We start from the raw sequence: 24,523 nt of genomic DNA, 5'->3' as shown, positions 1-24,523 counted from the left end.
ATTGTACCATTATTTACCGAATAGTGCAAAAATAAAAGAGAGGGGATATTGTGAATGACAGAAAAAAACGAGGGCAAAATGCCACTCGTTTATTTAATATATGTTAATGTTTTATTCAGCCAAGCAAATAGAACCGTTATTATTGGACTTAAAAGGCAAAAGAATGCAAAAGGTACATAACTCATTGTACTTACTTCTAGCGTGGAGGAGATAAATAAACCACAAACACTCCATGGTACGAGTGGATTAATAACTGTTCCAGCATCTTCCATTACACGCGATAAATTTTTCGGATGTAAGTTCAGTGCGCGGAATTTTTCTTTAAATGCCTCACCTGTTAATAAAATCGATAAATACTGCTCTCCAATTAAAATATTAAACATAATCGCAGTAATAGCAGCTCCTGTAATAACTTTGGCAGCAGATGTTAATAAAGCTTCAATTGTAGCAAGTAGCGTCTGTATTATACCTAGTGCAAACAATAGCCCGCCCATTGAGAGTGATAGCAGTACGAGCATGATTGTGAAATACATACTACTAATACCACCGCGTGTAAGTAAAGTGTCAAGACTTTCAAAACCAGTATTCGACTCATAGCCACTATATAAAATGTTTAGCAAATCTTGCAAAGGCAATGATAAGTGGAAAAATGATAATACAATACCGCTTATTGAGCTAATAACAAGAGTAAGTGGAGCAGGTAATTTAAACAATGTGCAAATGACTAATAACAATAAAGGAATTAATGCATATAAATGAACTAAGTTTGTAGAACCGAGTGCTGTTTTATATGAAGTTATTATTTCTGAATTGATAGCTTCTACAGATGGGGATAAGAGCGCATAAAATATTGTACTTATGATAAACACTGGTATTGTCGTCCACATCATATTGCGAATATGTGTAAATAAATCAATATTTACAATACTAGCTGCTAAGTTCGTCGTATCTGAAAGGGGTGACATTTTATCGCCGAAAAAAGCACCAGATACAATCGCGCCAGCAGTAATGGCAATAGAGGCATCAAATGCTGTACCGATACCGAGTAGGGCGACACCGACTGTCGCAACAGTCGTGAGCGAACTGCCGATTACTGTTCCTACTATGCTCGTTATAATAAAGACAATCGCATAAAAATAATGAGCAGAAATAATAGAAAAGCCGTAAAACAATAAAGTTGGAATTGTCCCACCAATAATCCAACTACTAATTAGAAAACCAATTAGAAGAAAAATATAAACGGCACCAATACCTGACGAAGCGCCAGTAATCATGCTTTTTTCTAAATTAGAAAATGGGACTTTCTTATATAGTCCATATCCAATTAATAAAAAAATACTAAATAAAATGGAGATATGCGGTTTAGCACCGTAATAACCAACTCCGAGTGTAATAATGAAAATGATGGCTGTGATGATAAGTAATGCTTCGTAAATTTTCGGTTGTAAGAAACTCTTTGATGTAAGCATATTTAAAACTCCTCTTTGTACTTTTGCGCTTCAACGCGTCGAAGCATAAAAGTATTTTAGCATAATCATAAAATAATGCAATAGGAGAATTTTATATTAAAAAGCTTGATTTATCGCTGAGTGCGATTAATCAAGCTTTTATTATTGTTATTCAGAAAGAATAATTTTTTCTAATTCTAAAGGTTCGATATATGTATCACCTTTATAAACGCGCATATTACCGCCTGAAATTTCATCGATTAATATTATTTCATTTGTTTTTGCGTCGCGACCAAATTCTAGTTTAATATCGTATAATGTTAAGCCTTTTTTTGCTAATTCGGCACGCACGAATTTTGAAATTTCGATTGTACGTTGTTTTAAAATTTCGTATTCTTCGAGTGTTAAAATGCTTAGCATATTTAGTGCGTCTGCAGAAATAGGTGGGTCTAAGCGGTCATCGTCTTTAATCGTTACTTCTACGAATGAATCTAAATCTTGACCTTCTTGTACGTAAGCACCGTAGCGACGTAGGAATGAGCCAACAGCTTTGAAGCGGCAAATTACCTCTAAGCCATTACCGAATACTGTAGCAGGTTTTACGGTCATTGTAGCATTGTCAAAGTTTGCATCTACATAATGAGTTGGGACACCTTGCTCGTTTAAATTAGAATAGAAGAATGAAGTTAAGCGAAGTCCGGCTAAGCCAGCACCATCAATTGTTAAACCGACAGTATTTGCTCCTGGATCGAACACTCCATTTTCACCTGTAACATCATCTTTGAATTTTAGTAAGTAATGACCATCTTCTAATTTGAATACGTTTTTTGTCTTACCTGTATATACTAATTCCACAAAAAGCCCTCCATTTCAAAAATACTCCATCATTATAACACGAATGATATTGGTATGTGAATACAAAAATGTTCGTGAAAAAGACGAATTTTTCATTAATTTTACATAAAAAAAGGGAAAAAAGAAGATGACAGCAATGCCGTCATCTTTTTTATACGAACTTTATTAATAAACGCCTTCAGCGAGCATACCTTCAGCAACCTTTATGAAGCCGGCGATGTTTGAACCTACAACTAAATTGCCGCTATAGCCATATTTCTCAGCTGCTTCTTTACTTTCAGCATATATTGATTTCATAATACGATGTAATTTTTCGTCTACTTCTTGGAATGACCAGTAGTTGCGGCCAGAATTTTGCGCCATTTCAAGAGCGGAAACAGCAACACCACCAGCATTTGCAGCTTTACCTGGACCAAATAAAATATCCGCAGCTAAAAATTCGTTAATAGCTTCTAAGTCAGAAGGCATATTTGCACCTTCAGCAACTACTTTTGTACCGTTAGAAATTAGTTTACGTGCTGATTCACCGTTAATTTCATTTTGAGTAGCACATGGAAGAGCGATGTCACACGGAATTGTCCATATACCTGTGCAGCCTTCGTGATACTCTGCATTTGGGCGATACTTTAAATAAGTACTAATACGATCGCCTTTTAATTCTTTAATTTCTTTGACAACTTTAAGGTTAATACCTTCTGGGTCATAAATATAACCAGCAGAATCAGAACAAGCAACTACCTTTGCACCGAAATGCTGTGCTTTTTCTATAGCATATATTGCGACGTTGCCTGAACCAGATACAACTACTGTTTTATTAAGGAATGATTGGTTTGCTTCCTGTAGCATTTCACTAACAAAGTATACTAAACCGTACCCAGTTGCTTCTTTACGAGCAAGTGAACCACCATATCCTGGTTTCTTCCCAGTTAAAACGCCAGCCTCGTATGCACCACGTATACGTTTGTATTGACCCCATAAATAACCTACTTCACGAGCACCTACGCCAATATCTCCAGCAGGAACGTCGACATCTGGGCCAATATAACGGTATAATTCAGTCATAAACGCTTGGCAGAAACGCATGATTTCCGCATCTGATTTTCCTTTAGGATTAAAATCAGATCCACCTTTACCACCGCCAATTGGTTGACCAGTTAAAGCGTTTTTGAAAATTTGTTCAAAGGCAAGAAATTTCATAATTGATTCGTTTACAGTTGGGTGGAAGCGTAAACCGCCTTTATATGGCCCGATTACATTGTTGTATTGAACTCGGAAACCGCGATTTACTTGTACTTGGTTTTTGTCATCTTGCCATGCTACACGGAATGATACGATACGGTCTGGTTCAACGATGCGAGATAGGATATTGTGTTGGATATAGGCAGGGTTTTGAGCAAATACAGGAACTAAAGAAATGAAAATTTCTTCTACCGCTTGTAGAAATTCAAGCTGGTGAGCGTTTTTCGCTTTTAAAGTGGCGAATACGTTATCTATATATTCTTTAGCTAATTTGTCATTGCAAAATACTTCTGTAGTCATAAAATGTTACCCCCCAAATAAATTGTTAGCTGTATAGTATTATGATTTTTCGAACAATTCAATATAATTTTAATGGACATTTTCTTTTCATCTCCTTTTTCGCTTTATGTGAATCGGGAATTAATTATATTAGTATACTAAAAAGTGGATATTTTTTAGTTGATTTAGAAAGAGGTGATATATGATGATCCAGCTATTAATAGATGCGGATGCATGTCCGGTTGTTGATTTAGCGCTATTTGTTTCATCTCAATATGAGATTAAACCCATCTTGTTTTGCGATACTTCTCATCGTATTGAACGTGATAATGTAATAACAATTATCGTACCAAAAGGACCCGATTCAGTTGATTTCAAGCTAGTTAATGCGCTTACAAAAAATGATATTGTCATTACAGGTGATTATGGGCTTGCTGCCATGTGTTTGGCAAAAGGTGCATTTGTTGTCGATCATAACGGTAGGGAGCTGACATCTGAAAATATAGATCAATTGCTCGCTTTCCGATATGAAAGTGCAAAGTTTAGACGTGCTGGTGGTAGAACAAAAGGTCCGAAAAAACGAACGGAAGAAAACAATATTTCTTTCGAGTTGAAATTTCGACAAATTTGTGAACGTGCTGTTTTACTGAAAGGAGAAAGTACAAATGAACAATAAAAACATAGCTGCATTATCCGAACAATTCCCGCTTATCCATCAATTACAAAAAGGAAATTACGTATTTTGGACAAATAATCATGTTAACGAATCTCAGTCATTCCCTTTTCCGATAGACATCGTGTATGAAGCTGAAGCAAGATTACAACGCTTTTCTTCCTATATAAAAGTAGCATTTCCTGAAACTCAATTTTCAAACGGCATTATTGAGTCCGATATAAAAGAAATAGAAGCGATGAAAAAGTTAATTGAGGGAAGGCGAGCAATAACAATACCAGGAAAGCTGTTACTGAAATGTGATCATGCATTGCCAATATCAGGGTCAGTAAAGGCGCGTGGTGGTATTTACGAAATATTAAAGCACGCGGAAACGTTAGCGATTGATCATGGTTTACTAACGATGCAAGATGATTATAAAAAATTGCATGATGAAAAGTTCAAGCAATTTTTTAGTCAATATAAAATTGCGGTCGGGTCTACTGGAAATTTAGGTTTAAGTATCGGAGTTATGAGTGCAAAGCTTGGTTTTCAAGTAACTGTGCATATGTCAGCAGATGCAAAAGAGTGGAAAAAGCAGTTATTACGTGATGTCGGCGTGACAGTTATAGAATATGAGGCGGACTATAGTGAAGCAGTAAAACAAGGACGTCTAGAGTCAATGCAAAATGAGAATTGTCATTTTGTGGATGATGAAAACTCCATCGATTTATTTGTTGGTTATGCAGTTGCAGCTTTGCGCGTTCAAAAACAGCTTATTGAACAAAAAATTCGGGTAGACAAGGAACACCCTTTATTCGTTTATATTCCGTGTGGGGTAGGAGGAGCACCAGGTGGTATTAGTTATGGGTTAAAACAATTATTTGGCGAGCACGTGCATATTTTCTTAGGTGAGCCGATACAATCGCCATGTATGTTATTAGGGATGATGACAGGGCTACATGATAAAATTGATGTATCGGATATTGGGCTCACAAATGAAACTGAAGCAGACGGTTTAGCAGTCGGACGTGCTTCGAAATTTGTAGGGAATATAATGGAAACTGTTATTAGTGGTTGTTATACTGTAGATGATGCTTTTTTATTCAGAAGTTTAAAGGCAATGTATGAGCAGGAAAATATTTTTATGGAACCATCTGCGCATGCAGGAGTATTTGGTCCAATCCAGCTCATTTGCGAGGGAGCTTCCTATATAGAAGAACATGGTCTTGCACCGTACTTAAATAATGCACACCATCTTATTTGGTCAACAGGTGGTAATATGGTACCGCAAGTATTGCGCCAACAATATTTACTGACAGAAAAATAGGAAGGAAATAAAAATGTGATTGTTTCAATTATTTTTGCTAGTTTTATAGCAGCAGGTATTATGGATTTAACGTTACGCAAAAAGTTAAATATCGAAAAAAATGAGAAATTTATGGATCAATATATTAGTAAAAAGCACTTCATTTTTGAAATTGTATTGATTGTGTTATTTTTAACAGGTATATCGACAAATGGTTATTCAGGAAAATATTTATATATGTTATTATTCCTATTTTTCTCGGTATTATTTGTTATCCGCGCAGCGGTAGAATTTATTTTTTTACGCGACAAGCGTAAACACATTATTTCGTTTGCTTATACGATGATTTGTTTATTATGTGCACTAGCTATTGTATTATTATTATAATGATATTCCTAGTGATTTTAACTAAGTTAAATCTCACTAGGAATATTTTTTTTCTTAGTCAAAATAATTGTATGCAAAAATTGCGCCTATAGAGGACTGAAAAGAAGAAATGAAAGGGCTGAATCTAAATGACGATAGCAAAGGCAATTATGGTACAAGGAACGTCTTCTGATGTAGGGAAAAGTGTGATTTGCACCGCTTTATGCCGCATCTTTTCTAATGATGGACATAGAGTCGTACCATTCAAGTCTCAAAATATGGCGCTGAATTCCTATATTACAGAGGATGGCGCCGAAATTGGTCGTGCACAAGGTGTACAAGCGGAAGCAGCACGTGTAAAAGCTACAGCGCATATGAATCCGATTTTATTAAAGCCAAAGCAAGATATGGTGTCAGAAGTCGTGTTACATGGCAAACATTATTTGGATATGGATGCCAAAACATATCGCAATAACTTTGTAGAGGAAGTAATGCCTGAAATTGAAAAATCAGTTCGTTACTTGCAGGAAAACTACGACATTATTGTTTTAGAAGGTGCGGGTAGCCCTGCTGAAATCAACTTGAAAGCGCGTGATATTGCAAATATGCGGATGGCCCATTTGGCAGATGCAGCAGTCATTTTAGTAGCGGATATTGATCGAGGTGGAGTGTTTGCTTCTATTATAGGCACACTAGCGCTTCTTGATGATGCAGAGCGTGCGCGCGTCAAAGGACTTGTTATTAATAAATTTCGCGGTATGAAGGAACTACTAGATGATGGGATAGAGTGGGTGGAAAAGGAAACGGGTATTCCAGTGCTTGGGGTTATCCCATATATTGATGTACAAATTGATGCAGAGGATTCGTTAGCACTATCGTCGCTACGTTTAAAAAAACCAAAGCAAGGTGAATTTGATATTGATGTCGCAATGATTCGTCTACCAAGGATTTCTAATTTCACGGATATAGACCCGTTATTTGAGGAGCCTGGTGTCGGGGTGCGGATGATTAATTCTAAATCGGAGCTAGGAAAGCCAGATGTTATCATCTTACCAGGAACAAAAAATACGATAGATGATTTACAATGGTTAAAAACGACAGGGTTGTATAATGCCGTACTAGCTTTACATAAACAAGGTGTTATGATTATCGGAATTTGTGGTGGTTATCAAATGCTAGGGGATTTTTTATATGACCCAGATGGGATTGAAGGAAGTGGTGGCACCGAGCAAGGTCTTGGTTTACTCGCAATGGATACTACATTTATGTCGAATAAAAAAACGGTGCAAATTTCCGGTACGATTGTTTCAACAGATGAAACAGTCACGGGTTATGAGATCCATTTAGGACGAACTACGTTAAAGCAGGAGACATCACCATTTATGAAATTACAAGATGGTCGTTTAGATGGTGCCATTTCTCATGATGGAAAAGTAGTCGGAACATATTTACATGGAATTTTCCATAATCGCAATCTAACGCGACGTCTGATCAATGAAATTCGTGTATACAAAGGACTTGAGCCAATTGCAGATGATGTGAAAAGTGATGCTGAATTACGTGAAGATGCGTACGAGAGCCTAGCTCAGCACGTGAGAACACATTTAAATATGGAGCAGCTGTATAAAATTATTCAATAAGAGGTGTCGATATGGCACCTCTTTAGGTGTATATATAGTTATAGAATATTAGGAGGGTGAACATGCTAACAATCGAACAACAAGACGATTTACTCATCATGAAAAGCGCACACCCTTATAAAGTGTTAAGCTCTGCAATGATTAATCCTGGTATTGGTTATTATAGTAATTTTGTGAATCGAACAGTGCCTATAGACTATTACCCTCATGATGCTTTACTTGAATACACACAGTTTTTACATGAGGAAGGTCTATCACTACAAAACACAATCGCGATGATGACAGCAGTAAGCCAACGCTTTGTTTTTATGAATCGTTATGATGATTTAGATACTTCGATATTTGTTGTAATAACTGCAGGGCTAGGGAATGCAGTGGACGTAACGCGTTCACATCAGTATACATATGAACAAAAAATAGGCACGATCAATATATTTGTATTTTTGGATGCTAAAGTTAGTGAAGAGGCACTTATACAAGCATATAGCTGTATCATTGAAGCGAAAACAAAAGTGTTGATGGAAAGAAATGTAATGGATCGAAAAAGCGAGACAACAGCAACTGGAACATCAACAGATAGTACTGCCGTTGCTGTAAGTGAACAAGGGGAATTCCATCAATACGGTGGTTCCATTACAAGATTAGGCTCGTTAATAGGTAAAGGTGTCGCACAAACATTGAACGATGCAATTGATGACTATTTTGCATATAAGCGAGGCGAGATAGTATGAATTTTATAATTGCCGTCATTGCAATGTTATTAGACCGGATTATAGGAGATCCACGGTCGTTACCGCATCCGGTTATATGGATCGGTAATACGATTTCTTTCTTTGAAAAACGTTGTAATCAAGGTAATGCCCGTTACATAAAAGGACTAATTACAAGTAGTATAATCGTTTTAGTAGTGGGTATTGTTGTTTTTGCGATTGTGCAGGTGAGCTCTATGCTATCTTTCTGGCTTGGAATAATTGTTGAAATCATACTCATTACAATTGCTATTGCACAAAAAAGTTTGAAGCAAGCTGCAATAGTTGTTTATGATGCACTACGTCAAGGAGATATGACGGAAGCTCGGACAAAACTAGGTTGGATCGTTGGGCGTGATACAGCTCATTTAGAAGAGCAGGAAATTGTGCGTGGTGTTGTCGAAACAGTATCAGAAAATACGAGTGATGGGGTAACAGCACCACTATTTTATGCATTGCTATTCGGAGCAACGGGTGCATGGGTTTATAAAGCAATTAATACACTCGATTCAATGATTGGCTATAAAAATGAACGCTACAAGGATTATGGTCGTTTTGCAGCAAAGCTCGATGATGTTGTAAATTTTTTACCGAGTCGTATAACAGGGCTATTGATTGTTTTGTTTACGAAAAACGAAGGACCTTTTTCGTTGAAAGAGCGTTTTACCTATTGGCTACAAGATGCAAAAAAACATCCAAGTCCAAACAGTGGATATTTGGAAGCCGCGACTGCTTATCAATTAGGTATTCGTTTAGGTGGGGAAAATGTGTATGGTGGAGTAACATCATTTCGAGCGTATATGGGGCAACCTATTGTGGCATTGCAAAAACAACATATTGTCCAATCTGTTCAACATATGTATCGCATAAGCATCATCTTTACAATCATTATCGGAGGAATACAATATGCAATATCCAGCACATGGAGCTAATCCAGCAACATTATACGAAAAGCTTGGGCTTGCAATGCCGGCACAAGTAATCGACTTAAGTGAAAACGTCAATCACTTTGGCTATCCGCAAAGCTTTGCAGACATATGGCCAACTTTATTAGAAAAAATTCAATATTATCCTCATGAAGATGCCGAGCCATTACGTTCGAAGCTTGCTTTTTTACATAAAGTGAAAACGGAACATATCGTAATTGGAAACGGGGCTGCTGAATTATTAATGGCACTATCCAAATTATATGCAAATGACAAAGTTGCGATATTACATCCCTCTTTTTCAGAATATACACGTACATTGCAGCAGCAAAACGTGCAAATCATCTCGATTATTGTGGACGATATAGCTTCATATACGTTACCGATGGGGGAAATTAAAGAGGCGATGAGAAAAGCGCGGGCTATCTATTTCTGTAATCCGAATAACCCAACTGGTGTCGTTATCCAAAAGGAACAGCTGATTGAAATCATTTCATTCGGCGAGCAAGTTAATTGTGATGTCATTGTCGATGAAGCTTTTATGGACTGGACAGATGAATCCCATTCGGTCATTAATTTAGTAGAAACATACGGTCATATATTTGTGATGCGTTCGATGACGAAAATGTTTAGTATGGCGGGTGTACGTTTAGGCTATTGCCTATCTCAACAGGCAGCGACTCTTAAGAGTAACTTACCTCATTGGAATGTCAGTGGAGTAGCGATTGAGCTTGGATTACAAGCGCTTGAAGAAGGTGTGTTTTGTGAGAAATCAAGAAAATATGCACAAGAGATGCGTGAGAGGATAACTCAGTTTTTACTAGACAATGGCTGTATCGTAACGCAAAGTGAAACTAATTACATTGCTTTTTGTTTACCCAAATATTTGGATGCAACTGATTTTTATTTGTCCTTACTAAAAGAAGGTATTGTCTTGCGCCATACGCAAAATTTCATCGGTATGGATGGCCAGTGGTTCCGCTTAGCCTTAAAAGACGAATGGAAAATGGAACAATTTAAAGGGAAGTTTTTGAACTATGCAAACAACAATTTATCTCGTTAGGCACGGGGAAACAGAATGGAATAAGAAAGGGAAACTGCAAGGTTGGCTAGATTCGCCATTAACTGAAGAAGGGAAAAATGCGGCATTGGCATTGCAGAAACAGCTAAAGAACGTCATGTTTGATGATGTCTTTGCGAGTGATTTAGAACGAGCCGTGGAAACTGCCATGCTAGTTGCGCCAAGTATGAGTGTACAGCAAGATGCAAGATTACGGGAAATTTTTTTAGGCGAGTGGCAAGGTCAACGAGTTGAAAAACTACAACAAACTCTTTTCTATCAAACATATACGAATGAACCTCATCTTTTTCAGCCGACTAATCAAGAGTCATTTGCCGGTGTAACAAAAAGAATGATGCAATGTTTAGAGGATATAAGTGTTGGTGGAGGGAATATACTTGTTGTGTCTCATGGTGTGGCAATTATGTGTTTATTAGCGCACATTAAAGGATTACCACTTGCGCAGCTTTGGGATGGAGGAATTATACCAGGAGCAACAGTTATTCGGCTGCAGTATAATGCGGGACTACTACAAGAAATTTAAAAGACGAAGTATCGATATCATTAGTTACTTCGTCTTTATTGGTATACTTTAATAAGAATTACAATTATTTTTTCTACGAATTACTAGTACAATCTGTGTTGGTGATGATCATGATGATGTTGATGCTGACAAGGTGGGAATCCATTTACATCATGTATCATGTAAAAGTCGTATTGTTTTAACGCAAATTGAGCCTGGTATAAATATTCAATAACAAGTAACTTTCCGCCAGATACACCACATAAAATACCGGAAGTTCCTTGCCCATTAGTTAATGATATTCCAACTGGCTGTCCTATTAAAAAACTAATTTTTTGTTGCCACGGTATAATAAACATCACTCCTTTTAATCAGAGTATGTTTTGATTAGTACGGTGGTACCAGAATAAATAAATTAAGCGTATGATAACAACATTTCCGAAGGAGTAATTTTAATGAAAATAGAATCACCAAAACTTCCATCAGATCTACCATTGAAAAACTTTCAAGATATTTTATATGAAGAAGATCCTGAACTAGAAGTATGCATTATACAAGACGCAGTTTTTGAACATGAAACGCTTGATCGTGCGCGATTATCAAGAGTCATAATAAGAAATTGTAGCTTTGAGCAAACAGTATTTGAACGGATGGATTTAATTGATGTTCGATTTGAAAACTGTAATTTATCGAATGTAAATATGCGTAATTCATCCATTCACCGCGTACAGTTTGTAAATTGTAAGCTGCTCGGAGTAGATTTTTCTGAATCGAGTTTTGGCAATGTGCTATTTGATAATTGTGTAGCCAATTTAGCACTTTTTAGTAATGCAAAATTAGAAAAAGTGCAGTTTCAACAAACGTATTTAAAAGGTGCAGATTTCTATGATTGCAAGCTGAAAAAAATAGCATTTGATACGTGTAATATTGATGAAGTAAGCTTTGACGAAACATCTTTGAAGGGCATTGATATTAGTACATCTACTTTTAACTCTCTTATAGTATCGATGGAAGATTTAAAAGGCTGTACTGTATCGACTGATCAAGCGATTCGATTTGCTACATTACTAGGACTTATTGTTAAAGAATAGAATGTGAAAATGAGGTGATTTTGATGTTAGCTACGCCTTTAGGCAATATTAAACTATTTGTAAACGACAATGAAATCACATTCACAGCTATAAGATTAGGTAACTTGGAAAGAATATGTCCAGATGTGAATGGTAGATATTTAATCCAATATAATTATAAAAAGAAATTTAAGCACCAAAAAATTAAATGTTGCTTACCATTTATTGATGTAAAAGGTGAAATCGGAAGTGGCGAAAGGTTAGAAGCGATTGCTTTTTATAAAGATGGTGTAAAGCTTACAATAGGTGTAGAGGCTGAATTTGACGATCAATTAAGTGGCTATGATTATAGTGGAGACTATTTAAATAATGGAATTACTTATGAAACGTTTGAAACAACAGAAGATAAAATTTTGCAGTTTGGTGTTTGTTGGATAGAACCGCGTACCGAGGAAAATGATCATCAAACTTGGTTTGGTGCTGACCCATCAATAATGTAAGGAGGAATTCAAATGATAGCTAAAATAACAAAAGTAGAAGAAGGTTATATTGCAAAATATGAACGGCATTTTCATCATTCAGTAGATAGCGTATGGGCAATGTTAACTGAAAATGACAAACTATCTCAATGGTTTTCTGAGCTCCGAATAGAAGATTTGAAAAAAGATGGAGTAATAAAATTTGATATGCAAGATGGTACCTTTGAAGAAATGAAAATTTTAGATTTTAAAACGAATTCTGTTCTTGAATATACTTGGGGAGAAGATATAGTCAGGTTTGAATTGTCCTCTGAGCAAGAGGGATGTCGCCTCGTACTTATTGAAAAGATTAAACAGTTAACAGATCATACCCCAAAAGATTTAGCAGGCTGGCATGTATGTTTAGATGTAGTCCAAGCACTGCTCGATGGGGAAACAATTCAGTCCAGAAAACAACTGTGGGAAAAATGGTATGTAGAATACGTTACTGTTTTAAAGCGATTTTGAATGTGTCCAATTGAACAAGGGGAAGTCTCAAAATGATACTTGAGAATTCCCCTTGTTTTTTTTACACTTTTTCTGTAGTTAAAATAGTTCCCGCTTTTTCAATTGCTTCTTGCATTTGCCCACGCAATTCTTCAGAAATTTCTGCAATTGTTTGGCTATTTTTAACGCTTCCAACACCTTGTCCCGCAGACCAAATATCTTTCCAAGCTTTTGCATCAGTCATAACGGAAAAATCTAATTTTCCTTTAGACTGCAAATTCGTAGGATCTAAGCCATTATTAATAATCGATGGAATTAAATAATTGGCATTTACTCCACTAAAAGCATCCGTATAAATTATATCTTCAATGTCACTTTCGATAACCATTTTCTTGAAATCGTCAGTCGTATTGCCCTCAGTAGCTGTTAAGAAACGTGTACCCATATAGGCATAATCAGCCCCCATTAAACGAGCTGCGACAATATCTGCGCCAGTCGAAATCGTACCAGCTAAACAAATTTTCCCTTTAAAGAAGGATCGAACTTCGGAAATAAAGGCGAATGGATTTAAAGTTCCGCCATGACCACCTGCACCAGCTGTTACAAGAACGAGCCCATCTACACCAGCCATTGCTGCTTTTTTCGCATGCTTGACAAAAATAACATCGGAAAATACTTTACCACCATAAGCATGCACCGCTTCCACAACTGGTGTTGGATTACCAAGAGACGTAATAACGATAGGTGGCTGATACTCTTTAATGAGTGCAAAATCTTCTTCGTAGCGCTGATTTTCACGTTCATGGCAAATAAAATTAACTGCCCAAGGTTCTGTCGGTAAAGCCTCTTTAATTTCCTGTAACCATTTCGCACATTTACTAGCCGGGCGTGCATTTAGTAATGGAAACGAGCCAATCATGCCCGCTTTCGAGCTTTCAATCACCATTTTAGGTGTTGAAATTAAAAACATCGGTGCAACTATTACTGGTAAAGTCATGTACATTTCCCCCTGACCATAATATGGAATTAACGCCAATTATAAATGAATGGTCATTCATTTGTAAAGGGGTTTTAAGAAAAGAATGATAAATATAGAAATTTTCGGACGTAAAACAATATTTTTTGACGTCCTTTTGGTTTTAAAGTTACTCATCCTTAATGAAAAGATTATCTATGGCCCTATATGTAGATTACTCATTTCAGTATTAATGTTCTTATCGTCCGCTGAACTTTACTAGCAGTTCATGCATTGGAAGTATGAATGAGCTTGAAGTGGAAGGTGAAGTAGATTTATTACAAGTAAAAGTGAATTCATATTAAATATTTATAGGTGTATTTAAAAAGTTGTAATAAATTTTGATATTAAACCATTTTTTCATAAGATACTTCTATAATTGGTGGCAAAGCATACAAATTAGAAAGCAAAAAAGGGGAACAATATTTGCTTTAACCCTTTGTAAGTACTTCCTGAAACAATCGAATTTCAATAATGGAAAGACTCGCGTACAGAAGCGAGTCTTTTAGTATTAATCTCATATTTAATTTCAAAAATTATACTCTAGTCCTCGGTATTTATCGCTAATAAATTCTTTACTGCTAATTCTGGTTGAAAAGATTCTATAAAATCTAGAATATCCGTTTTAGAATAAGGGTCGGCATAAAAATCATCATGAATGTCATAAGTTTGAACGATTATTGTATACTCTTCATGATTCACTAATATTTCCGAAACAGCTATGATGTATTTACTTTCGCCACTAGATGTTTCAGAGTCTGGGATGAGATTCCAGTTCCCGACTTTTTCTATTACCTTATGGTGTTCTTCAAGGTTTATTTCACCTTTAAAAATTTGTGTGAAGTAAGAATTTTGTTGACTTTGAAAACTTAAGGCTAAGGTGATTTCCTTTGAAGAATAGGAATCTTTGTATTCACCGCTTTTTGACCAGTAATTAAAACTAGCTTTCTTAAGTTTATACTTTTCTGGATTGTTAATTATCGATAGTTGTAAATCGTTTGTTACTTCATTTGAAAACATTTTTCGACTGCTTTTATTGGCCTCTCCATTAACCATATTATCTAAAGAAGCTTTTATATGCATATTGTCCTCAGTTTCATTTTCTTCCACTGCAGAGTAATTGGATTGGGAGTTACTATTAAAGTTTAAAGTTTTAAATAACGGAAAACATAGAATGGTAAACAAAACTACTGCAGAAGCCAAAACGGTGTAATAAACTCCATGAAACTTTTTTGTTGAGCTTTTATTTGCAGTTTTTTTACGAATTTGCTGACTTTCTTCGCGAGAAAAGTGTACATGTTTATTCAAGTATCCCTGTACCTCTTCTTTCACATGTTTATCGAACTTGTCCACTAGCATTACTCCTTTCCAATTTATTTTGAAGAATTTTCTTTCCACGAAGTAATCTTGATTTAATCGTATTAATATTTACATTGAGGATTTCACTTATTTCGATCATAGTTAATTGCTGATAATAATAAAGGATGAGTACTTCTTTATATTTGGTTGGTAGTTTGGCTATTTGTTCTATCATACTTCTTGAAGTCTGTTCATTAATAAATTGTTCTTCTGCAGATGGTGCTGTAGAAACGGATGAAATAATCGGTTTATAAATCAGGTTTTTTAAACTCCAACGTTTCTTATAATCTTTACATTTATTGATAGTAATACGAATTAACCAAGTCTTATAGCTACATTCATGTCGGAAGCTAGATAACTTTTGATAACAGGATATATAGACTTCTTGAATAATATCCTCACATTCGGACATATCATTTACATATAAAAAAGCAATTCTTTTTAAATCGGTTGCATAGTCTACCATCAGTTGATTTAGTATTACATCTGATGAAACTTCTGAATTATCTGCTTCAAGAACTCTCACTCATTGCCCCTCCTTTCATAAATTAGACGAGCCTCGATTTGATATTGACTCACAAAAGTTTTATTAATTCATTTTTTGATTACAAGCATTTATATTCACAAATTGATTAAGGAACTAATACTTCATAAGTGATAAACAAAAAAATATTTTATAAAAAGTTGTGAAATGACCAATGTTTAGTTCTTTTCTAAGTAGGAGGTGAAGCACATGTCTAACAAGGAAAAAACAGGTAAAGCAAAAGAACAATTAGTGACTGCACAATATATTTGCGGTAGTACTAGAGATTGTTGTAGTAATAACCATCTTTGCTCTAGAAAAGTAGCATATGATTCTAAAGGAAACATTATTTTAAACGTATGTTCATTATGTTATGAATCATAATCATTCGAGTAAATAAAGCCAAATAATAAATTTTGAAATGGGGCTGTTCCGAAAAGGTCGTGAATAACGACTTTTTTGGGATAGCTTTTTCTATTTTATCGAATTGCTGATTTCGGTTAGGGCGGTCCTGTATTACTTAAAGGCTTATTAGATATTTCTTTATTAATCGGTACTTATTGATTTTATTTTAAATTTATTTTTTACTCAGGTTGTTGTTTTTTGAATTTTCCGTTCTTTATAAATAAAGAGTTCTTTTTTAAGAAATACATAACCAACTAAAAAGAAGAATGGAGGTTTTAATATGAAGGGAAAAATAGAATTACTACCAGTTACAATTAACACAAATAGTCGAAATAAAGGACCAAATAAAACTGATAATATTCAAAAAATAGGTGCTCATGTTAAATGGGAAAAAGGAATATTTGGCAATGGTATAACAATAGCAATTATCGATTCTGGAATTGATATCCATCACAAAAAATTACAAAGTAGTATTAAGACTGGCTATAATTTTTCTGATGATGATGAAGGAAATATATCTATTTACCAAGATTATAATGGACATGGTACACATATTGCCGGAATTATTTCTAAAATTGCTCCGAAAGCGAAGCTATTAATTTTAAAAGTACTAAATAAGTACGGTTCTGGTACTGTACAGGCTCTTATTGACTCGATCAATTATGCTATCGATTGGAGAGGAACAAAAAATGAACGTGTTAGAGTCATATCTCTTTCATTAGGAATGAAAAATCCAGACGATGAACTGCATAAAGTAATTAAACGTGCAATAAAAAATAATATTTCCGTTGTAGTTTCAGTAGGTAATGAAGGGGATGGAGATATAAATACAGAAGAAATTAGTTATCCAGCTGGATATCAAGAGGTAATAGGGGTAGGGGCAATTAATAATAGTAGTGATATTGCAAATTTTTCAAATACAAATAAAGAAGTAGATATTTACGCTCCTGGTGTAGATATTTATTCCACTTTTTTAAACAATGAATATGCAACGCTTTCAGGTACATCAATGGCAGCGCCACATGTTACAGGTGCTCTAGCCCTTCTTATAGAAGAATATGAAAAGACATCATCTCGTCAACTTACTGAACAACAAGTTTTTGAACTACTCATGCAAAATACGAAAAGAAAGGAGGTACACAACATTACAATTTCAGAGCTTCTATTAAAAAATGAAAATATTGGAAGTGTAAATGACAGACAATTGTTACTTCAATGTTTTTGTGAAGCGAGAAAAACTCAAGCATTTTACACTAAATGTTTAAGTAATAGTTCAAGTAAGGAAAGTTATGAATTACTCATTGAACTTGTTCAAAATTCTACAAATACAGCAAATAGAATAAAAGAATTTTGCGAATATAGTATAAATGAATGAATAAGTTCTATTTTAAGAATATATTCCATAAATTTTATTAACTCAAATTTTTTAAGCATTAATTCTATACAGAGTTTAACTTATATTCTAAGAGAGGTGATTATGATTATGTTGGAAGACTTATCCGTTTGCTGTACTGCAAAATATAATGAGTATAAAGAGAAAAACAAAGACTTTTTCAATAATAAAGTTATTCTATCATTCCTAAAATCTCCTCAAAACGAAAAATTGTTGATGAAGTATATTTGTGAACCTAATAGAAAGAATAAAAAAATAATTGACGAAACGTTCCGGCGATTTTATTTCAATATCCGATTTGTATCATTTGTATCATCAACATTGCACTTCAATGCTATTAATTATGATAAAAAAGTTAACAAGTATACAAGAGCTAATATGTTGACAATTGATAGTTCAGAAGGGTACGATCAAAAATTTTCGTTTAAAGATTTAATTGAAGATACTTCCGCATTAGAAGTTTTAGAAAATAGCATTTATAAAGAGATAAAAGACTATATTACTGAACCTCAATTATATTATGCAGTAACGAAATTAACTAATAAACAAAGACAAATTATCGACCTGTGCTATGTATATGGACTAAACGACACAGAAATTAGCCAATTACTAAATAAAACACAACAAAGTATTTCAAAAACTCATAAAAAGGCATTGGAAAAATTGAAATCGAATCTAACTATGGGGGGAAGTGTTACCTTTGATAGTAGAAATGCCTAATTGGATAATGATTCTTGGCAATTTTGGATTCCCTATAGCAATAACTATTTATTTGTTTCTCCGTTTTGAAAAGAAATTTGATAAATTGGAAATAGTTATTAATAAGTTAGCGGATGTAATTAAAGATTATATAAAATAGGAGGAAACTTTTTATGGAGAATTTGTTTACATTAGTAAAAGAATCTCGGGTAAATGAGTATGCTTTAGCAACATTAATTGAGCAATTCGAACCGAAAATTAAAAAGGTTTCTACTTTCACATCTGTCAGCAATAGAGAGGACTTAGAACAAGAGCTTAAACAAAAATTAATACTATGCATTCGAAATTATGAAATGAATTCGGTTCCAGGTTTTTTTGAATATAAAAATAATAGTGAGGTAAATGGATGAATTTGAATATATATAACGGACAGTTTAATAAAAAAGCGACTAGACAGTTTAAGTTGCGATAAGATGGTTCCTGAATGCCACTGGAGCCATCTTTTTTAGATTGATTTGCTGAAGTGATGTATTGGGATAATGATTACAACTGTAATTTTATGTTGTGATTTGAATTACATAGTATCGACTCCGTTCGTTATCAGCTGAAATTTTAATAACACCAATAATGTTACGTAATCACGTGCAACTGGTTATTCCTTTGCCATTAACCAAATAGCCATTTATTTAGTTTTCTTTTTCTTTTTTAATCCATCAATCGATGTATCCTCTTCAATAACCTTTTAAGCAATTTCAACATCTTGTGATTTTTAAAGCAAGGTAGGCTTGCTCCATTTAATCTGTTGCAAGCTCTACCATTTACGATATTTTTTTGCTTAAGATCTCGTATATTATTATTAAAGCTTTCACGAATCAATCTTATGCATCGCTTATCCAAAACGCCCTGTTACATAATCTTCTGTACGGGGATCTCTTGGAGTAGAGAATATGACATTTGTATTGTCATATTCAACTACTTCTCCATTTAGGAAGAAGGCTGTTTTATCTGAAATACGTGCTGCTTGTTGCATATTATGTGTAACGATAACAATCGTATAATCTTTTTTCATCTGTGTAATCAGTTCTTCTACCTTTAGTGTAGAAATTGGGTCAAGTGCAGATGTTGGTTCATCCATTAAAATAACATCAGGCTTCATTGCTATAGCGCGTGCGATACAAACACGCTGCTGCTGACCACCAGAAAGACCAAGTGCAGATGTTTTCAAGCGATCCTTAACCTCATCCCAAATCGCGGCACCACGTAAACTTTCCTCTACAATTTCGTTTAATACCTTTTTGTTTTTAATACCTTGCATGCGCGGACCATAAGCGACATTATCATAAATACTCATAGGGAATAGATTCGGCTTTTGGAACACCATACCGACCTTTGTACGTAATTTAATAACATCTTGACTCTCGTAAATATCCTCATTATCAATAATGATATTCCCTATAATTTTCACACCGTCAATTAAATCATTCATGCGGTTAAGCGTACGTAAAAAAGTCGATTTTCCACAACCAGAAGGGCCGATTAATGCAGTTACTTCATTCTCTTTAATATCTAATGTAACACCATATAAAGCTTGTTTTTCTCCATAAAATAAATTCAAATCATTAACGATAATTTTTGATTGCTGCTTTGTAGGGGTATCATTAATCGAAAAAGTATCCAGATTATTTGTGTCGGCTAAAATGACCATATTAGATAACTCCTTTAATGTTAATAGTCTGCTTTATTAAACTTCTTAGAAATAAATGTAGCGGATAAGTTAAGGATTAATATAATCACAATTAAAACAATCCCTATAGCTGCTGCTAACCCAATATCACCGGATTCCTGTGTCACAAGGTAGGAATGGACAGTTAATGTACGTGCCGATGAAAAAATACTTTCAGGCATTGCAGCAACTGTACCAGCGGTTAAAAAGATGGCAGCTGATTCACCAACAATACGTCCTATTGATAAAATGATTCCTGATAAAATTCCGGGCATTGCACTTGGTAATATGACTTTATAAAGCATTTGTAATTTTGTTGTGCCGAGTGCTAAAGAGCCTTCACGGTATGAGGCAGGAACAGTTTTTAAAGCCTCTTCTGTTGTTCGAATAATTACTGGTAATACGATAATTGTTAGCGTTAGTGACGCGGCAATTATTGACATACCTAGTTTTAATGTTGCGACAAAGAATACAGCACCAAATAATCCGTAAATAATCGATGGAATACCAGTTAAACTTTCCGTAGCATAGCGAATTATTTTAACTAAGCGGCCTTGCTTTGCATACTCTTGTAAATACACGGCAGCTAGAATACCAATTGGTGTAGCAATAGCTAAAGAAATAACAATTGTATAAATAGTCGTAACAAGCATTGGCCAAATACCGCCACCACCAGCAGGAGAGTAATCACCAAAGATAAACTCAAAATTGATATACTGATAGCCTTTGTAGAAAATAAAACCGACAATTACAAACAAGATGGCAACTGAAACAAATGCCGAGGCCCAAAGTAGCCCATGTAATAGGTTGTCTTTCCATTGGCGCATATTAGTTGTCTCCTTTTGCTGTAATTTTTGCTAGTACAAAATTTAAAAGTAAAATAAATGAGAATAACACAATCCCTGTTGCAAATAACATTTCCTGATGTGTTCCAAATGCATAACCCATTTCGAGAGCGATATTTGTCGTTAATGGGCGAACACTATCCGTTAAGCTTGTTGGGATAATTAAACTATTCCCTGCTACTAAAATAACGGCCATTGTTTCACCGATTGCTCGACCTAATCCTAATACGATGGCAGCCATAATGCCTGATTTTGCTGCAGGTACAACTACTTTGAAAATTGTACTAATCTCTGAAACACCAAGTGCTAGAGAGCCTTCGCGATATGTATTAGGAACTGCGCGAATTGCTGTTTCAGCTACTGTTACAATTGTCGGTAGCATCATAATTGCAAGCACGAGTATAACTGCTAATAAGCTTTGTCCTCTTGCCAGACCTAAGTTGTTTTGTAAAAATGGAACGATAATCGCTAATCCGAATACACCATATAATACAGACGGAATACCTGCTAATAGCTGAATTGCAGGTGAAATAAATTTTGCTAATTTTTTTGGTGCAATTTCAGCTAAGAAGATCGCAGTAAATAATCCAATTGGAACACCAATGATAAGAGCGCCTATTGTGGCCAATAGTGAAGCGACAATCATTGGGAAGATACCGAATTTATCTTCACTTGGCACCCAATCGGTACCGAAAATAAAGTCAATAAAGCTATAGCCATCCATAATAAATGGATAAGAGCCTTTATAAAATACAAATACAATAATTAACAATAAGCTTAAAACTGATAGAAGTGCACAAGCTAAAAAAACTTTAGCAGAAAGGCTTTCTAAAAAATATTTCCGTTTGTTTGCTTTGGCAATTTCCACTGTTTGTTGTTCGAAATGAGGGGTTGTCACGCAATTTTCCTCCTATGTTGTTTATTGTTCTAATATAGGAATAGCACCTGCGGATGAAACAATTTTTTGCCCTTCTTTTGTTAAAATAAAATCTATAAATTGTTGTCCGCTTTCAGATAGATTTCCTTCTTTATAAACGAATAAAAACGGGCGAGAAAGGCTGTATTTTTGTGCTAATACGTTTTCAGTTGTTGCTTCAACACCATTGATGCTAAGCGGTGAAATTGATTCATCAATATATTCAAAGGAAATAAATCCTATAGCGTGTTTATTTGTTGCAACTGTTGTTTTAATATTTCCGTTTCCACTAGCAATAATGGCATTGTCGATTAATTCTCCTGAAGAGTAACCAACGATTTCCTGGAATGCCTCACGTGAACCGGAGCCATCCTCGCGTGAAACAACAACGATTTCTAGATCCTCACCACCAAGTTCTTTCCAATTGGTAATTTCTCCAGTGAAAATTTGTTTTACTTGCTCCATCGTTAAATTTTTCACTTTATTAGATGGATGTGTCACAACGACAATTCCATCGTACGCAATAACTACTTCTTGTAATTCACTTGCTTCTTCGTCTTTCAAATCACGAGAGCTCATTCCAATCTCAGAAACGCCGTTGATTGCATTTGTAATCCCAGCGGAAGAACCGATTTGATTTACTTCGATATTGGCTGATGCATTTTCTTCATATTTCATTGCTAATTTTTCAGCTAGCGGTCCAACAGATGTTGAGCCTGAAATGCTAATAGTTGAATTGCTACCTTTAGCTGAATCATTTTCGCCTAGATCACCACATGCTGAGATAATCATTACCATTGGAAGTAGTAGCGTTAGCGCAATTTTTTTGAAAAACATTCTGTATCCTCCGATTAAAGTAGGTTTGTTATTATCGGCTTCAAATAATAACGTGTATATTTTAAAATCCTAATAACAGAATGTAAAGCTTTTGTAAAGAAAAATATTTGGAAGTATATGGGGTGTGAATATTGGTGGAAAACACCATTTATAATATTTATTTTTGTAAAATATTTAGTAGTTATAGTTTAAAATGGAATGGATTATCTTGTAAGTTTCAATGAAAAAATCGCGGGGGAATTACAGATTCATACAGGAACATTTTGTAAATCAAATCGTTTTCTTCTTAAAGGGGAGAAGGAGCTGTTTGAATGGAAAAGTTACTTACTGTTTTGTTAACTACATTATTATTAGTTGGTTGTACAGAAAAAGCGAGTACTGCCGAAGAACACGGTAAGGGAATCTCGGTAGAAATGGCAGCATCTCAAAAAATTAAACATCTAAGCTTAGTTAAATATGTGGATGGGATAGTGGTAACTAGTGACAATGTAATCAATGCAGATAATAGTCCTTTTAAAAAAGGAGAGATCATTTGGTTTGATACATCACTAGGCTCAGATAATTCACTTGTTAAAATAGCAATTTCTTATAGCCAGAATATTGATGCAACAGAAGAAACAACTACTGAAAAAATTGATATTTCAAATGCGACTAAATGGGTTAATGTACGATTAAATCAAGACATGGAAATTGAGATTGTTGATCTAGAGTAGGAAGAGAAAGGGATATCCCTGATTGGAGAAAGATATTGTTTTTTAATTTAAAAAAGTGATTATTATTTTGAAAGTAGGAATATCGATGAAAATTACTGCTTTACTAGAAAACTCGAAGTCCGAGAAAAATTTGACCGCCAAACATGGCTTATCACTATATATTGAAACCGAAGAAATGAATATACTTTTCGATTTGGGACCAGATCAATCATATATAAAGAATGCACAAGCACTAGGGATTGATTTAGATAATGCAAACGCAGTAATTATTTCGCATGGGCATTCCGATCATATTGGCGGCTTAAGTTATTTGAATGAAGTGAATAAGCATGCAAATATCTTTTTATCACCAAATTCCTTAGAACCACATTGGTTAAAAATTGGTCCTTATTTTCATCAAGTTGGCGCGGATAAAACTATACATATGGAATATAGTAATCGTATGAATTTTGTAGATGAGGATATTGAAATAGGGAAGGGCGTACATATTATTCACCTGCAGCCGACGAACGAGTTTACGAATAATCTTTATAAAGGAATCAAGAAAGAATTAGATAATTTTGATCATGAAATTATGTTAGTTATTGAAAGGGCAAATGGTTTAGTCGTATTTAGCGGATGTAGTCATCATGGAATTGTTAACATGACAGAAACTGTATTAAATAAGTTCCCGAATAAAAAAATCGATAGAATAATTGGTGGGTTTCATTTAATTGGCTTACCGATAATCAACACTTTAGGTAAATCTAAAGAAGAAGTAATTTTAATTGGTCAAACACTAAATAGCATGCCGATTCATCGTATTTATTCATGTCATTGTACTGGTCCAAAGGGGTTTAAAATTCTTAAAACTATTTTAAATGAGAAATTGCATACATTTGAAACAGGGCAAGTTCTTGAAATTAAGTAAATGATAAAATTATACAAAGTAGAGCTGATAATGTAATCCATTGGTTATAATAAGGTGAAAATAGCATTTGTGAGGTGTCAAACAAATGATTGTTTCTACCTGTA

The 24,523-nt window shown here is 34.7% G+C and carries 29 protein-coding genes; 18 read left to right on the top strand and 11 right to left on the bottom strand.

The window, feature by feature from the left end:
- Positions 1-89: 89 nt before the first annotated feature.
- The 3 genes from nhaC to gdhA form a co-directional block, all read right to left on the bottom strand.
- Entirely contained in the window at positions 90-1,469 is a 1,380-nt protein-coding gene (gene nhaC, locus AAFN87_RS05645) for a Na+/H+ antiporter NhaC (protein ID WP_347790076.1), read from the bottom strand.
- Positions 1,470-1,616: 147 nt separating this feature from the next.
- Complete coding sequence (locus tag AAFN87_RS05640; protein WP_347790075.1) at positions 1,617-2,303, bottom strand: phosphoribosylaminoimidazolesuccinocarboxamide synthase; 687 nt, start codon at positions 2,301-2,303, stop codon at positions 1,617-1,619.
- Positions 2,304-2,468: 165 nt separating this feature from the next.
- Entirely contained in the window at positions 2,469-3,842 is a 1,374-nt protein-coding gene (gene gdhA, locus AAFN87_RS05635) for an NADP-specific glutamate dehydrogenase (RefSeq protein ID WP_347790074.1), read from the bottom strand.
- A gap of 184 nt (positions 3,843-4,026) precedes the next feature.
- On the opposite strand from gdhA, the gene AAFN87_RS05630 reads away from it, so the two are divergent.
- From AAFN87_RS05630 to AAFN87_RS05595, 8 genes are all read left to right on the top strand, one after another.
- Complete coding sequence (locus AAFN87_RS05630) at positions 4,027-4,497, top strand: YaiI/YqxD family protein (protein WP_347790822.1); 471 nt, start codon at positions 4,027-4,029, stop codon at positions 4,495-4,497.
- Positions 4,487-5,803, top strand: a complete 1,317-nt coding sequence (locus tag AAFN87_RS05625; RefSeq protein WP_347790073.1) for a D-serine ammonia-lyase — start codon at positions 4,487-4,489, stop codon at positions 5,801-5,803. The genes AAFN87_RS05630 and AAFN87_RS05625 overlap by 11 nt, the downstream gene beginning before the upstream one ends.
- 15 nt (positions 5,804-5,818) lie before the next feature.
- A complete protein-coding gene (locus AAFN87_RS05620; protein WP_347790072.1) occupies positions 5,819-6,169 on the top strand; it encodes a DUF4181 domain-containing protein in 351 nt (116 codons plus the stop codon).
- 128 nt (positions 6,170-6,297) lie between these two features.
- Entirely contained in the window at positions 6,298-7,788 is a 1,491-nt protein-coding gene (locus AAFN87_RS05615) for a cobyric acid synthase (protein WP_347790071.1), read from the top strand.
- A 62-nt stretch (positions 7,789-7,850) separates the two neighbouring features.
- Positions 7,851-8,519, top strand: a complete 669-nt coding sequence (locus tag AAFN87_RS05610; RefSeq protein ID WP_347790070.1) for an adenosylcobinamide amidohydrolase — start codon at positions 7,851-7,853, stop codon at positions 8,517-8,519.
- Positions 8,516-9,469, top strand: coding sequence for an adenosylcobinamide-phosphate synthase CbiB (gene cbiB / locus AAFN87_RS05605; RefSeq protein WP_347790069.1), 954 nt, complete (start codon positions 8,516-8,518; stop codon positions 9,467-9,469). The genes AAFN87_RS05610 and cbiB overlap by 4 nt, the downstream gene beginning before the upstream one ends.
- On the top strand, positions 9,444-10,526 hold the full coding sequence (locus AAFN87_RS05600; protein WP_347790068.1) for a pyridoxal phosphate-dependent aminotransferase: 1,083 nt from the start codon (positions 9,444-9,446) through the stop codon (positions 10,524-10,526). The genes cbiB and AAFN87_RS05600 overlap by 26 nt, the downstream gene beginning before the upstream one ends.
- A complete protein-coding gene (locus AAFN87_RS05595) occupies positions 10,501-11,067 on the top strand; it encodes a histidine phosphatase family protein (RefSeq protein ID WP_347790067.1) in 567 nt (188 codons plus the stop codon). Before AAFN87_RS05600 ends, AAFN87_RS05595 begins: the two co-directional genes overlap by 26 nt.
- Before the next feature lie 83 nt (positions 11,068-11,150).
- On the opposite strand, the gene AAFN87_RS05590 is transcribed toward AAFN87_RS05595, so the two are convergent.
- On the bottom strand, positions 11,151-11,396 hold the full coding sequence (locus tag AAFN87_RS05590; protein ID WP_347790821.1) for a hypothetical protein: 246 nt from the start codon (positions 11,394-11,396) through the stop codon (positions 11,151-11,153).
- A 105-nt stretch (positions 11,397-11,501) separates the two neighbouring features.
- Between AAFN87_RS05590 and AAFN87_RS05585 the strand changes: the two genes are divergently transcribed.
- The 3 genes from AAFN87_RS05585 to AAFN87_RS05575 are packed head-to-tail and all read left to right on the top strand — an operon-like array spanning position 11,502 to position 13,102.
- Positions 11,502-12,137, top strand: a complete 636-nt coding sequence (locus AAFN87_RS05585) for a pentapeptide repeat-containing protein (protein WP_347790066.1) — start codon at positions 11,502-11,504, stop codon at positions 12,135-12,137.
- Positions 12,138-12,160: 23 nt separating this feature from the next.
- Positions 12,161-12,616 (top strand): hypothetical protein, encoded by a 456-nt coding sequence (locus AAFN87_RS05580; RefSeq protein WP_347790065.1) that lies wholly within the window; start codon positions 12,161-12,163, stop codon positions 12,614-12,616.
- A 12-nt stretch (positions 12,617-12,628) separates the two neighbouring features.
- The gene (locus AAFN87_RS05575) at positions 12,629-13,102 is read left to right on the top strand and encodes an SRPBCC family protein (RefSeq protein ID WP_347790064.1); all 474 of its coding nucleotides are present in this window, start codon (positions 12,629-12,631) and stop codon (positions 13,100-13,102) included.
- 61 nt (positions 13,103-13,163) lie between these two features.
- On the opposite strand, the gene AAFN87_RS05570 is transcribed toward AAFN87_RS05575, so the two are convergent.
- The 3 genes from AAFN87_RS05570 to AAFN87_RS05560 all read right to left on the bottom strand — a co-directional run bounded on the left by AAFN87_RS05570 (position 13,164) and on the right by AAFN87_RS05560 (position 15,981).
- On the bottom strand, positions 13,164-14,078 hold the full coding sequence (locus AAFN87_RS05570) for an NAD(P)H-dependent flavin oxidoreductase (RefSeq protein WP_347790063.1): 915 nt from the start codon (positions 14,076-14,078) through the stop codon (positions 13,164-13,166).
- Between the two features lie 561 nt (positions 14,079-14,639).
- Complete coding sequence (locus AAFN87_RS05565) at positions 14,640-15,449, bottom strand: hypothetical protein (RefSeq protein WP_347790062.1); 810 nt, start codon at positions 15,447-15,449, stop codon at positions 14,640-14,642.
- Complete coding sequence (locus AAFN87_RS05560; protein WP_347790061.1) at positions 15,433-15,981, bottom strand: sigma-70 family RNA polymerase sigma factor; 549 nt, start codon at positions 15,979-15,981, stop codon at positions 15,433-15,435. Before AAFN87_RS05560 ends, AAFN87_RS05565 begins: the two co-directional genes overlap by 17 nt.
- A 207-nt stretch (positions 15,982-16,188) precedes the next feature.
- On the opposite strand from AAFN87_RS05560, the gene AAFN87_RS05555 reads away from it, so the two are divergent.
- The 5 genes from AAFN87_RS05555 (at position 16,189) to AAFN87_RS05535 (ending at position 18,885) form a co-directional block, all read left to right on the top strand.
- Positions 16,189-16,362, top strand: a complete 174-nt coding sequence (locus AAFN87_RS05555; RefSeq protein ID WP_347790060.1) for a hypothetical protein — start codon at positions 16,189-16,191, stop codon at positions 16,360-16,362.
- A 301-nt stretch (positions 16,363-16,663) separates the two neighbouring features.
- Positions 16,664-17,758 carry a S8 family peptidase gene (locus AAFN87_RS05550; RefSeq protein WP_347790059.1) on the top strand — a complete coding sequence of 365 codons (1,095 nt, stop codon included), beginning with the start codon at positions 16,664-16,666 and terminating at the stop codon, positions 17,756-17,758.
- A gap of 108 nt (positions 17,759-17,866) precedes the next feature.
- Positions 17,867-18,496 (top strand): sigma-70 family RNA polymerase sigma factor, encoded by a 630-nt coding sequence (locus AAFN87_RS05545; protein ID WP_347790058.1) that lies wholly within the window; start codon positions 17,867-17,869, stop codon positions 18,494-18,496.
- A complete protein-coding gene (locus AAFN87_RS05540) occupies positions 18,489-18,635 on the top strand; it encodes a YvrJ family protein (protein ID WP_347790820.1) in 147 nt (48 codons plus the stop codon). The genes AAFN87_RS05545 and AAFN87_RS05540 overlap by 8 nt, the downstream gene beginning before the upstream one ends.
- Positions 18,636-18,648: 13 nt before the next feature.
- Positions 18,649-18,885 (top strand): helix-turn-helix domain-containing protein, encoded by a 237-nt coding sequence (locus AAFN87_RS05535; RefSeq protein ID WP_347790057.1) that lies wholly within the window; start codon positions 18,649-18,651, stop codon positions 18,883-18,885.
- Between the two features lie 479 nt (positions 18,886-19,364).
- Here the strand turns inward: AAFN87_RS05535 and pstB are convergent, their stop codons facing one another.
- The 4 genes from pstB to AAFN87_RS05515 are packed head-to-tail and all read right to left on the bottom strand — an operon-like array spanning position 19,365 to position 22,796.
- A complete protein-coding gene (gene pstB / locus AAFN87_RS05530) occupies positions 19,365-20,180 on the bottom strand; it encodes a phosphate ABC transporter ATP-binding protein PstB (RefSeq protein ID WP_347790056.1) in 816 nt (271 codons plus the stop codon).
- Between the two features lie 20 nt (positions 20,181-20,200).
- Entirely contained in the window at positions 20,201-21,025 is an 825-nt protein-coding gene (gene pstA, locus AAFN87_RS05525) for a phosphate ABC transporter permease PstA (RefSeq protein ID WP_347790055.1), read from the bottom strand.
- 1 nt (position 21,026) lies between these two features.
- A complete protein-coding gene (gene pstC / locus AAFN87_RS05520; RefSeq protein ID WP_347790054.1) occupies positions 21,027-21,941 on the bottom strand; it encodes a phosphate ABC transporter permease subunit PstC in 915 nt (304 codons plus the stop codon).
- A 21-nt stretch (positions 21,942-21,962) separates the two neighbouring features.
- Positions 21,963-22,796, bottom strand: coding sequence for a phosphate ABC transporter substrate-binding protein (locus tag AAFN87_RS05515; RefSeq protein WP_347790053.1), 834 nt, complete (start codon positions 22,794-22,796; stop codon positions 21,963-21,965).
- A gap of 311 nt (positions 22,797-23,107) precedes the next feature.
- On the opposite strand from AAFN87_RS05515, the gene AAFN87_RS05510 reads away from it, so the two are divergent.
- Positions 23,108-23,509 carry a hypothetical protein gene (locus AAFN87_RS05510; protein WP_347790052.1) on the top strand — a complete coding sequence of 134 codons (402 nt, stop codon included), beginning with the start codon at positions 23,108-23,110 and terminating at the stop codon, positions 23,507-23,509.
- 85 nt (positions 23,510-23,594) lie between these two features.
- On the top strand, positions 23,595-24,419 hold the full coding sequence (locus tag AAFN87_RS05505; protein WP_347790051.1) for an MBL fold metallo-hydrolase: 825 nt from the start codon (positions 23,595-23,597) through the stop codon (positions 24,417-24,419).
- The last annotated feature ends 104 nt before the right edge of the window (positions 24,420-24,523 follow it).

Source organism: Solibacillus sp. CAU 1738, from assembly GCF_039888725.1.
In the GTDB taxonomy this organism is placed as follows: Bacteria; Bacillota; Bacilli; order Bacillales_A; family Planococcaceae; genus Metasolibacillus.
This window is presented reverse-complemented; position numbering and strand designations above follow the sequence as displayed.

What these genes read in the sequence shown, in the direction of transcription:
- nhaC (WP_347790076.1), bottom strand. Translation starts at nt 1,469, where the DNA reads ATGCTTACATCAAAGAGTTTCTTACAACCGAAAATTTACGAAGCATTA.
- gdhA (WP_347790074.1), bottom strand. Translation starts at nt 3,842, where the DNA reads ATGACTACAGAAGTATTTTGCAATGACAAATTAGCTAAAGAATATATA.
- AAFN87_RS05630 (WP_347790822.1), top strand. Translation starts at nt 4,027, where the DNA reads ATGATCCAGCTATTAATAGATGCGGATGCATGTCCGGTTGTTGATTTA.
- AAFN87_RS05625 (WP_347790073.1), top strand. Translation starts at nt 4,487, where the DNA reads ATGAACAATAAAAACATAGCTGCATTATCCGAACAATTCCCGCTTATC.
- AAFN87_RS05615 (WP_347790071.1), top strand. Translation starts at nt 6,298, where the DNA reads ATGACGATAGCAAAGGCAATTATGGTACAAGGAACGTCTTCTGATGTA.
- AAFN87_RS05610 (WP_347790070.1), top strand. Translation starts at nt 7,851, where the DNA reads ATGCTAACAATCGAACAACAAGACGATTTACTCATCATGAAAAGCGCA.
- cbiB (WP_347790069.1), top strand. Translation starts at nt 8,516, where the DNA reads ATGAATTTTATAATTGCCGTCATTGCAATGTTATTAGACCGGATTATA.
- AAFN87_RS05600 (WP_347790068.1), top strand. Translation starts at nt 9,444, where the DNA reads ATGCAATATCCAGCACATGGAGCTAATCCAGCAACATTATACGAAAAG.
- AAFN87_RS05595 (WP_347790067.1), top strand. Translation starts at nt 10,501, where the DNA reads ATGCAAACAACAATTTATCTCGTTAGGCACGGGGAAACAGAATGGAAT.
- AAFN87_RS05585 (WP_347790066.1), top strand. Translation starts at nt 11,502, where the DNA reads ATGAAAATAGAATCACCAAAACTTCCATCAGATCTACCATTGAAAAAC.
- AAFN87_RS05580 (WP_347790065.1), top strand. Translation starts at nt 12,161, where the DNA reads ATGTTAGCTACGCCTTTAGGCAATATTAAACTATTTGTAAACGACAAT.
- AAFN87_RS05575 (WP_347790064.1), top strand. Translation starts at nt 12,629, where the DNA reads ATGATAGCTAAAATAACAAAAGTAGAAGAAGGTTATATTGCAAAATAT.
- AAFN87_RS05570 (WP_347790063.1), bottom strand. Translation starts at nt 14,078, where the DNA reads ATGACTTTACCAGTAATAGTTGCACCGATGTTTTTAATTTCAACACCT.
- AAFN87_RS05555 (WP_347790060.1), top strand. Translation starts at nt 16,189, where the DNA reads ATGTCTAACAAGGAAAAAACAGGTAAAGCAAAAGAACAATTAGTGACT.
- AAFN87_RS05550 (WP_347790059.1), top strand. Translation starts at nt 16,664, where the DNA reads ATGAAGGGAAAAATAGAATTACTACCAGTTACAATTAACACAAATAGT.
- AAFN87_RS05545 (WP_347790058.1), top strand. Translation starts at nt 17,867, where the DNA reads ATGTTGGAAGACTTATCCGTTTGCTGTACTGCAAAATATAATGAGTAT.
- AAFN87_RS05540 (WP_347790820.1), top strand. Translation starts at nt 18,489, where the DNA reads ATGCCTAATTGGATAATGATTCTTGGCAATTTTGGATTCCCTATAGCA.
- AAFN87_RS05535 (WP_347790057.1), top strand. Translation starts at nt 18,649, where the DNA reads ATGGAGAATTTGTTTACATTAGTAAAAGAATCTCGGGTAAATGAGTAT.
- pstB (WP_347790056.1), bottom strand. Translation starts at nt 20,180, where the DNA reads ATGGTCATTTTAGCCGACACAAATAATCTGGATACTTTTTCGATTAAT.
- pstA (WP_347790055.1), bottom strand. Translation starts at nt 21,025, where the DNA reads ATGCGCCAATGGAAAGACAACCTATTACATGGGCTACTTTGGGCCTCG.
- AAFN87_RS05515 (WP_347790053.1), bottom strand. Translation starts at nt 22,796, where the DNA reads ATGTTTTTCAAAAAAATTGCGCTAACGCTACTACTTCCAATGGTAATG.
- AAFN87_RS05510 (WP_347790052.1), top strand. Translation starts at nt 23,108, where the DNA reads ATGGAAAAGTTACTTACTGTTTTGTTAACTACATTATTATTAGTTGGT.
- AAFN87_RS05505 (WP_347790051.1), top strand. Translation starts at nt 23,595, where the DNA reads ATGAAAATTACTGCTTTACTAGAAAACTCGAAGTCCGAGAAAAATTTG.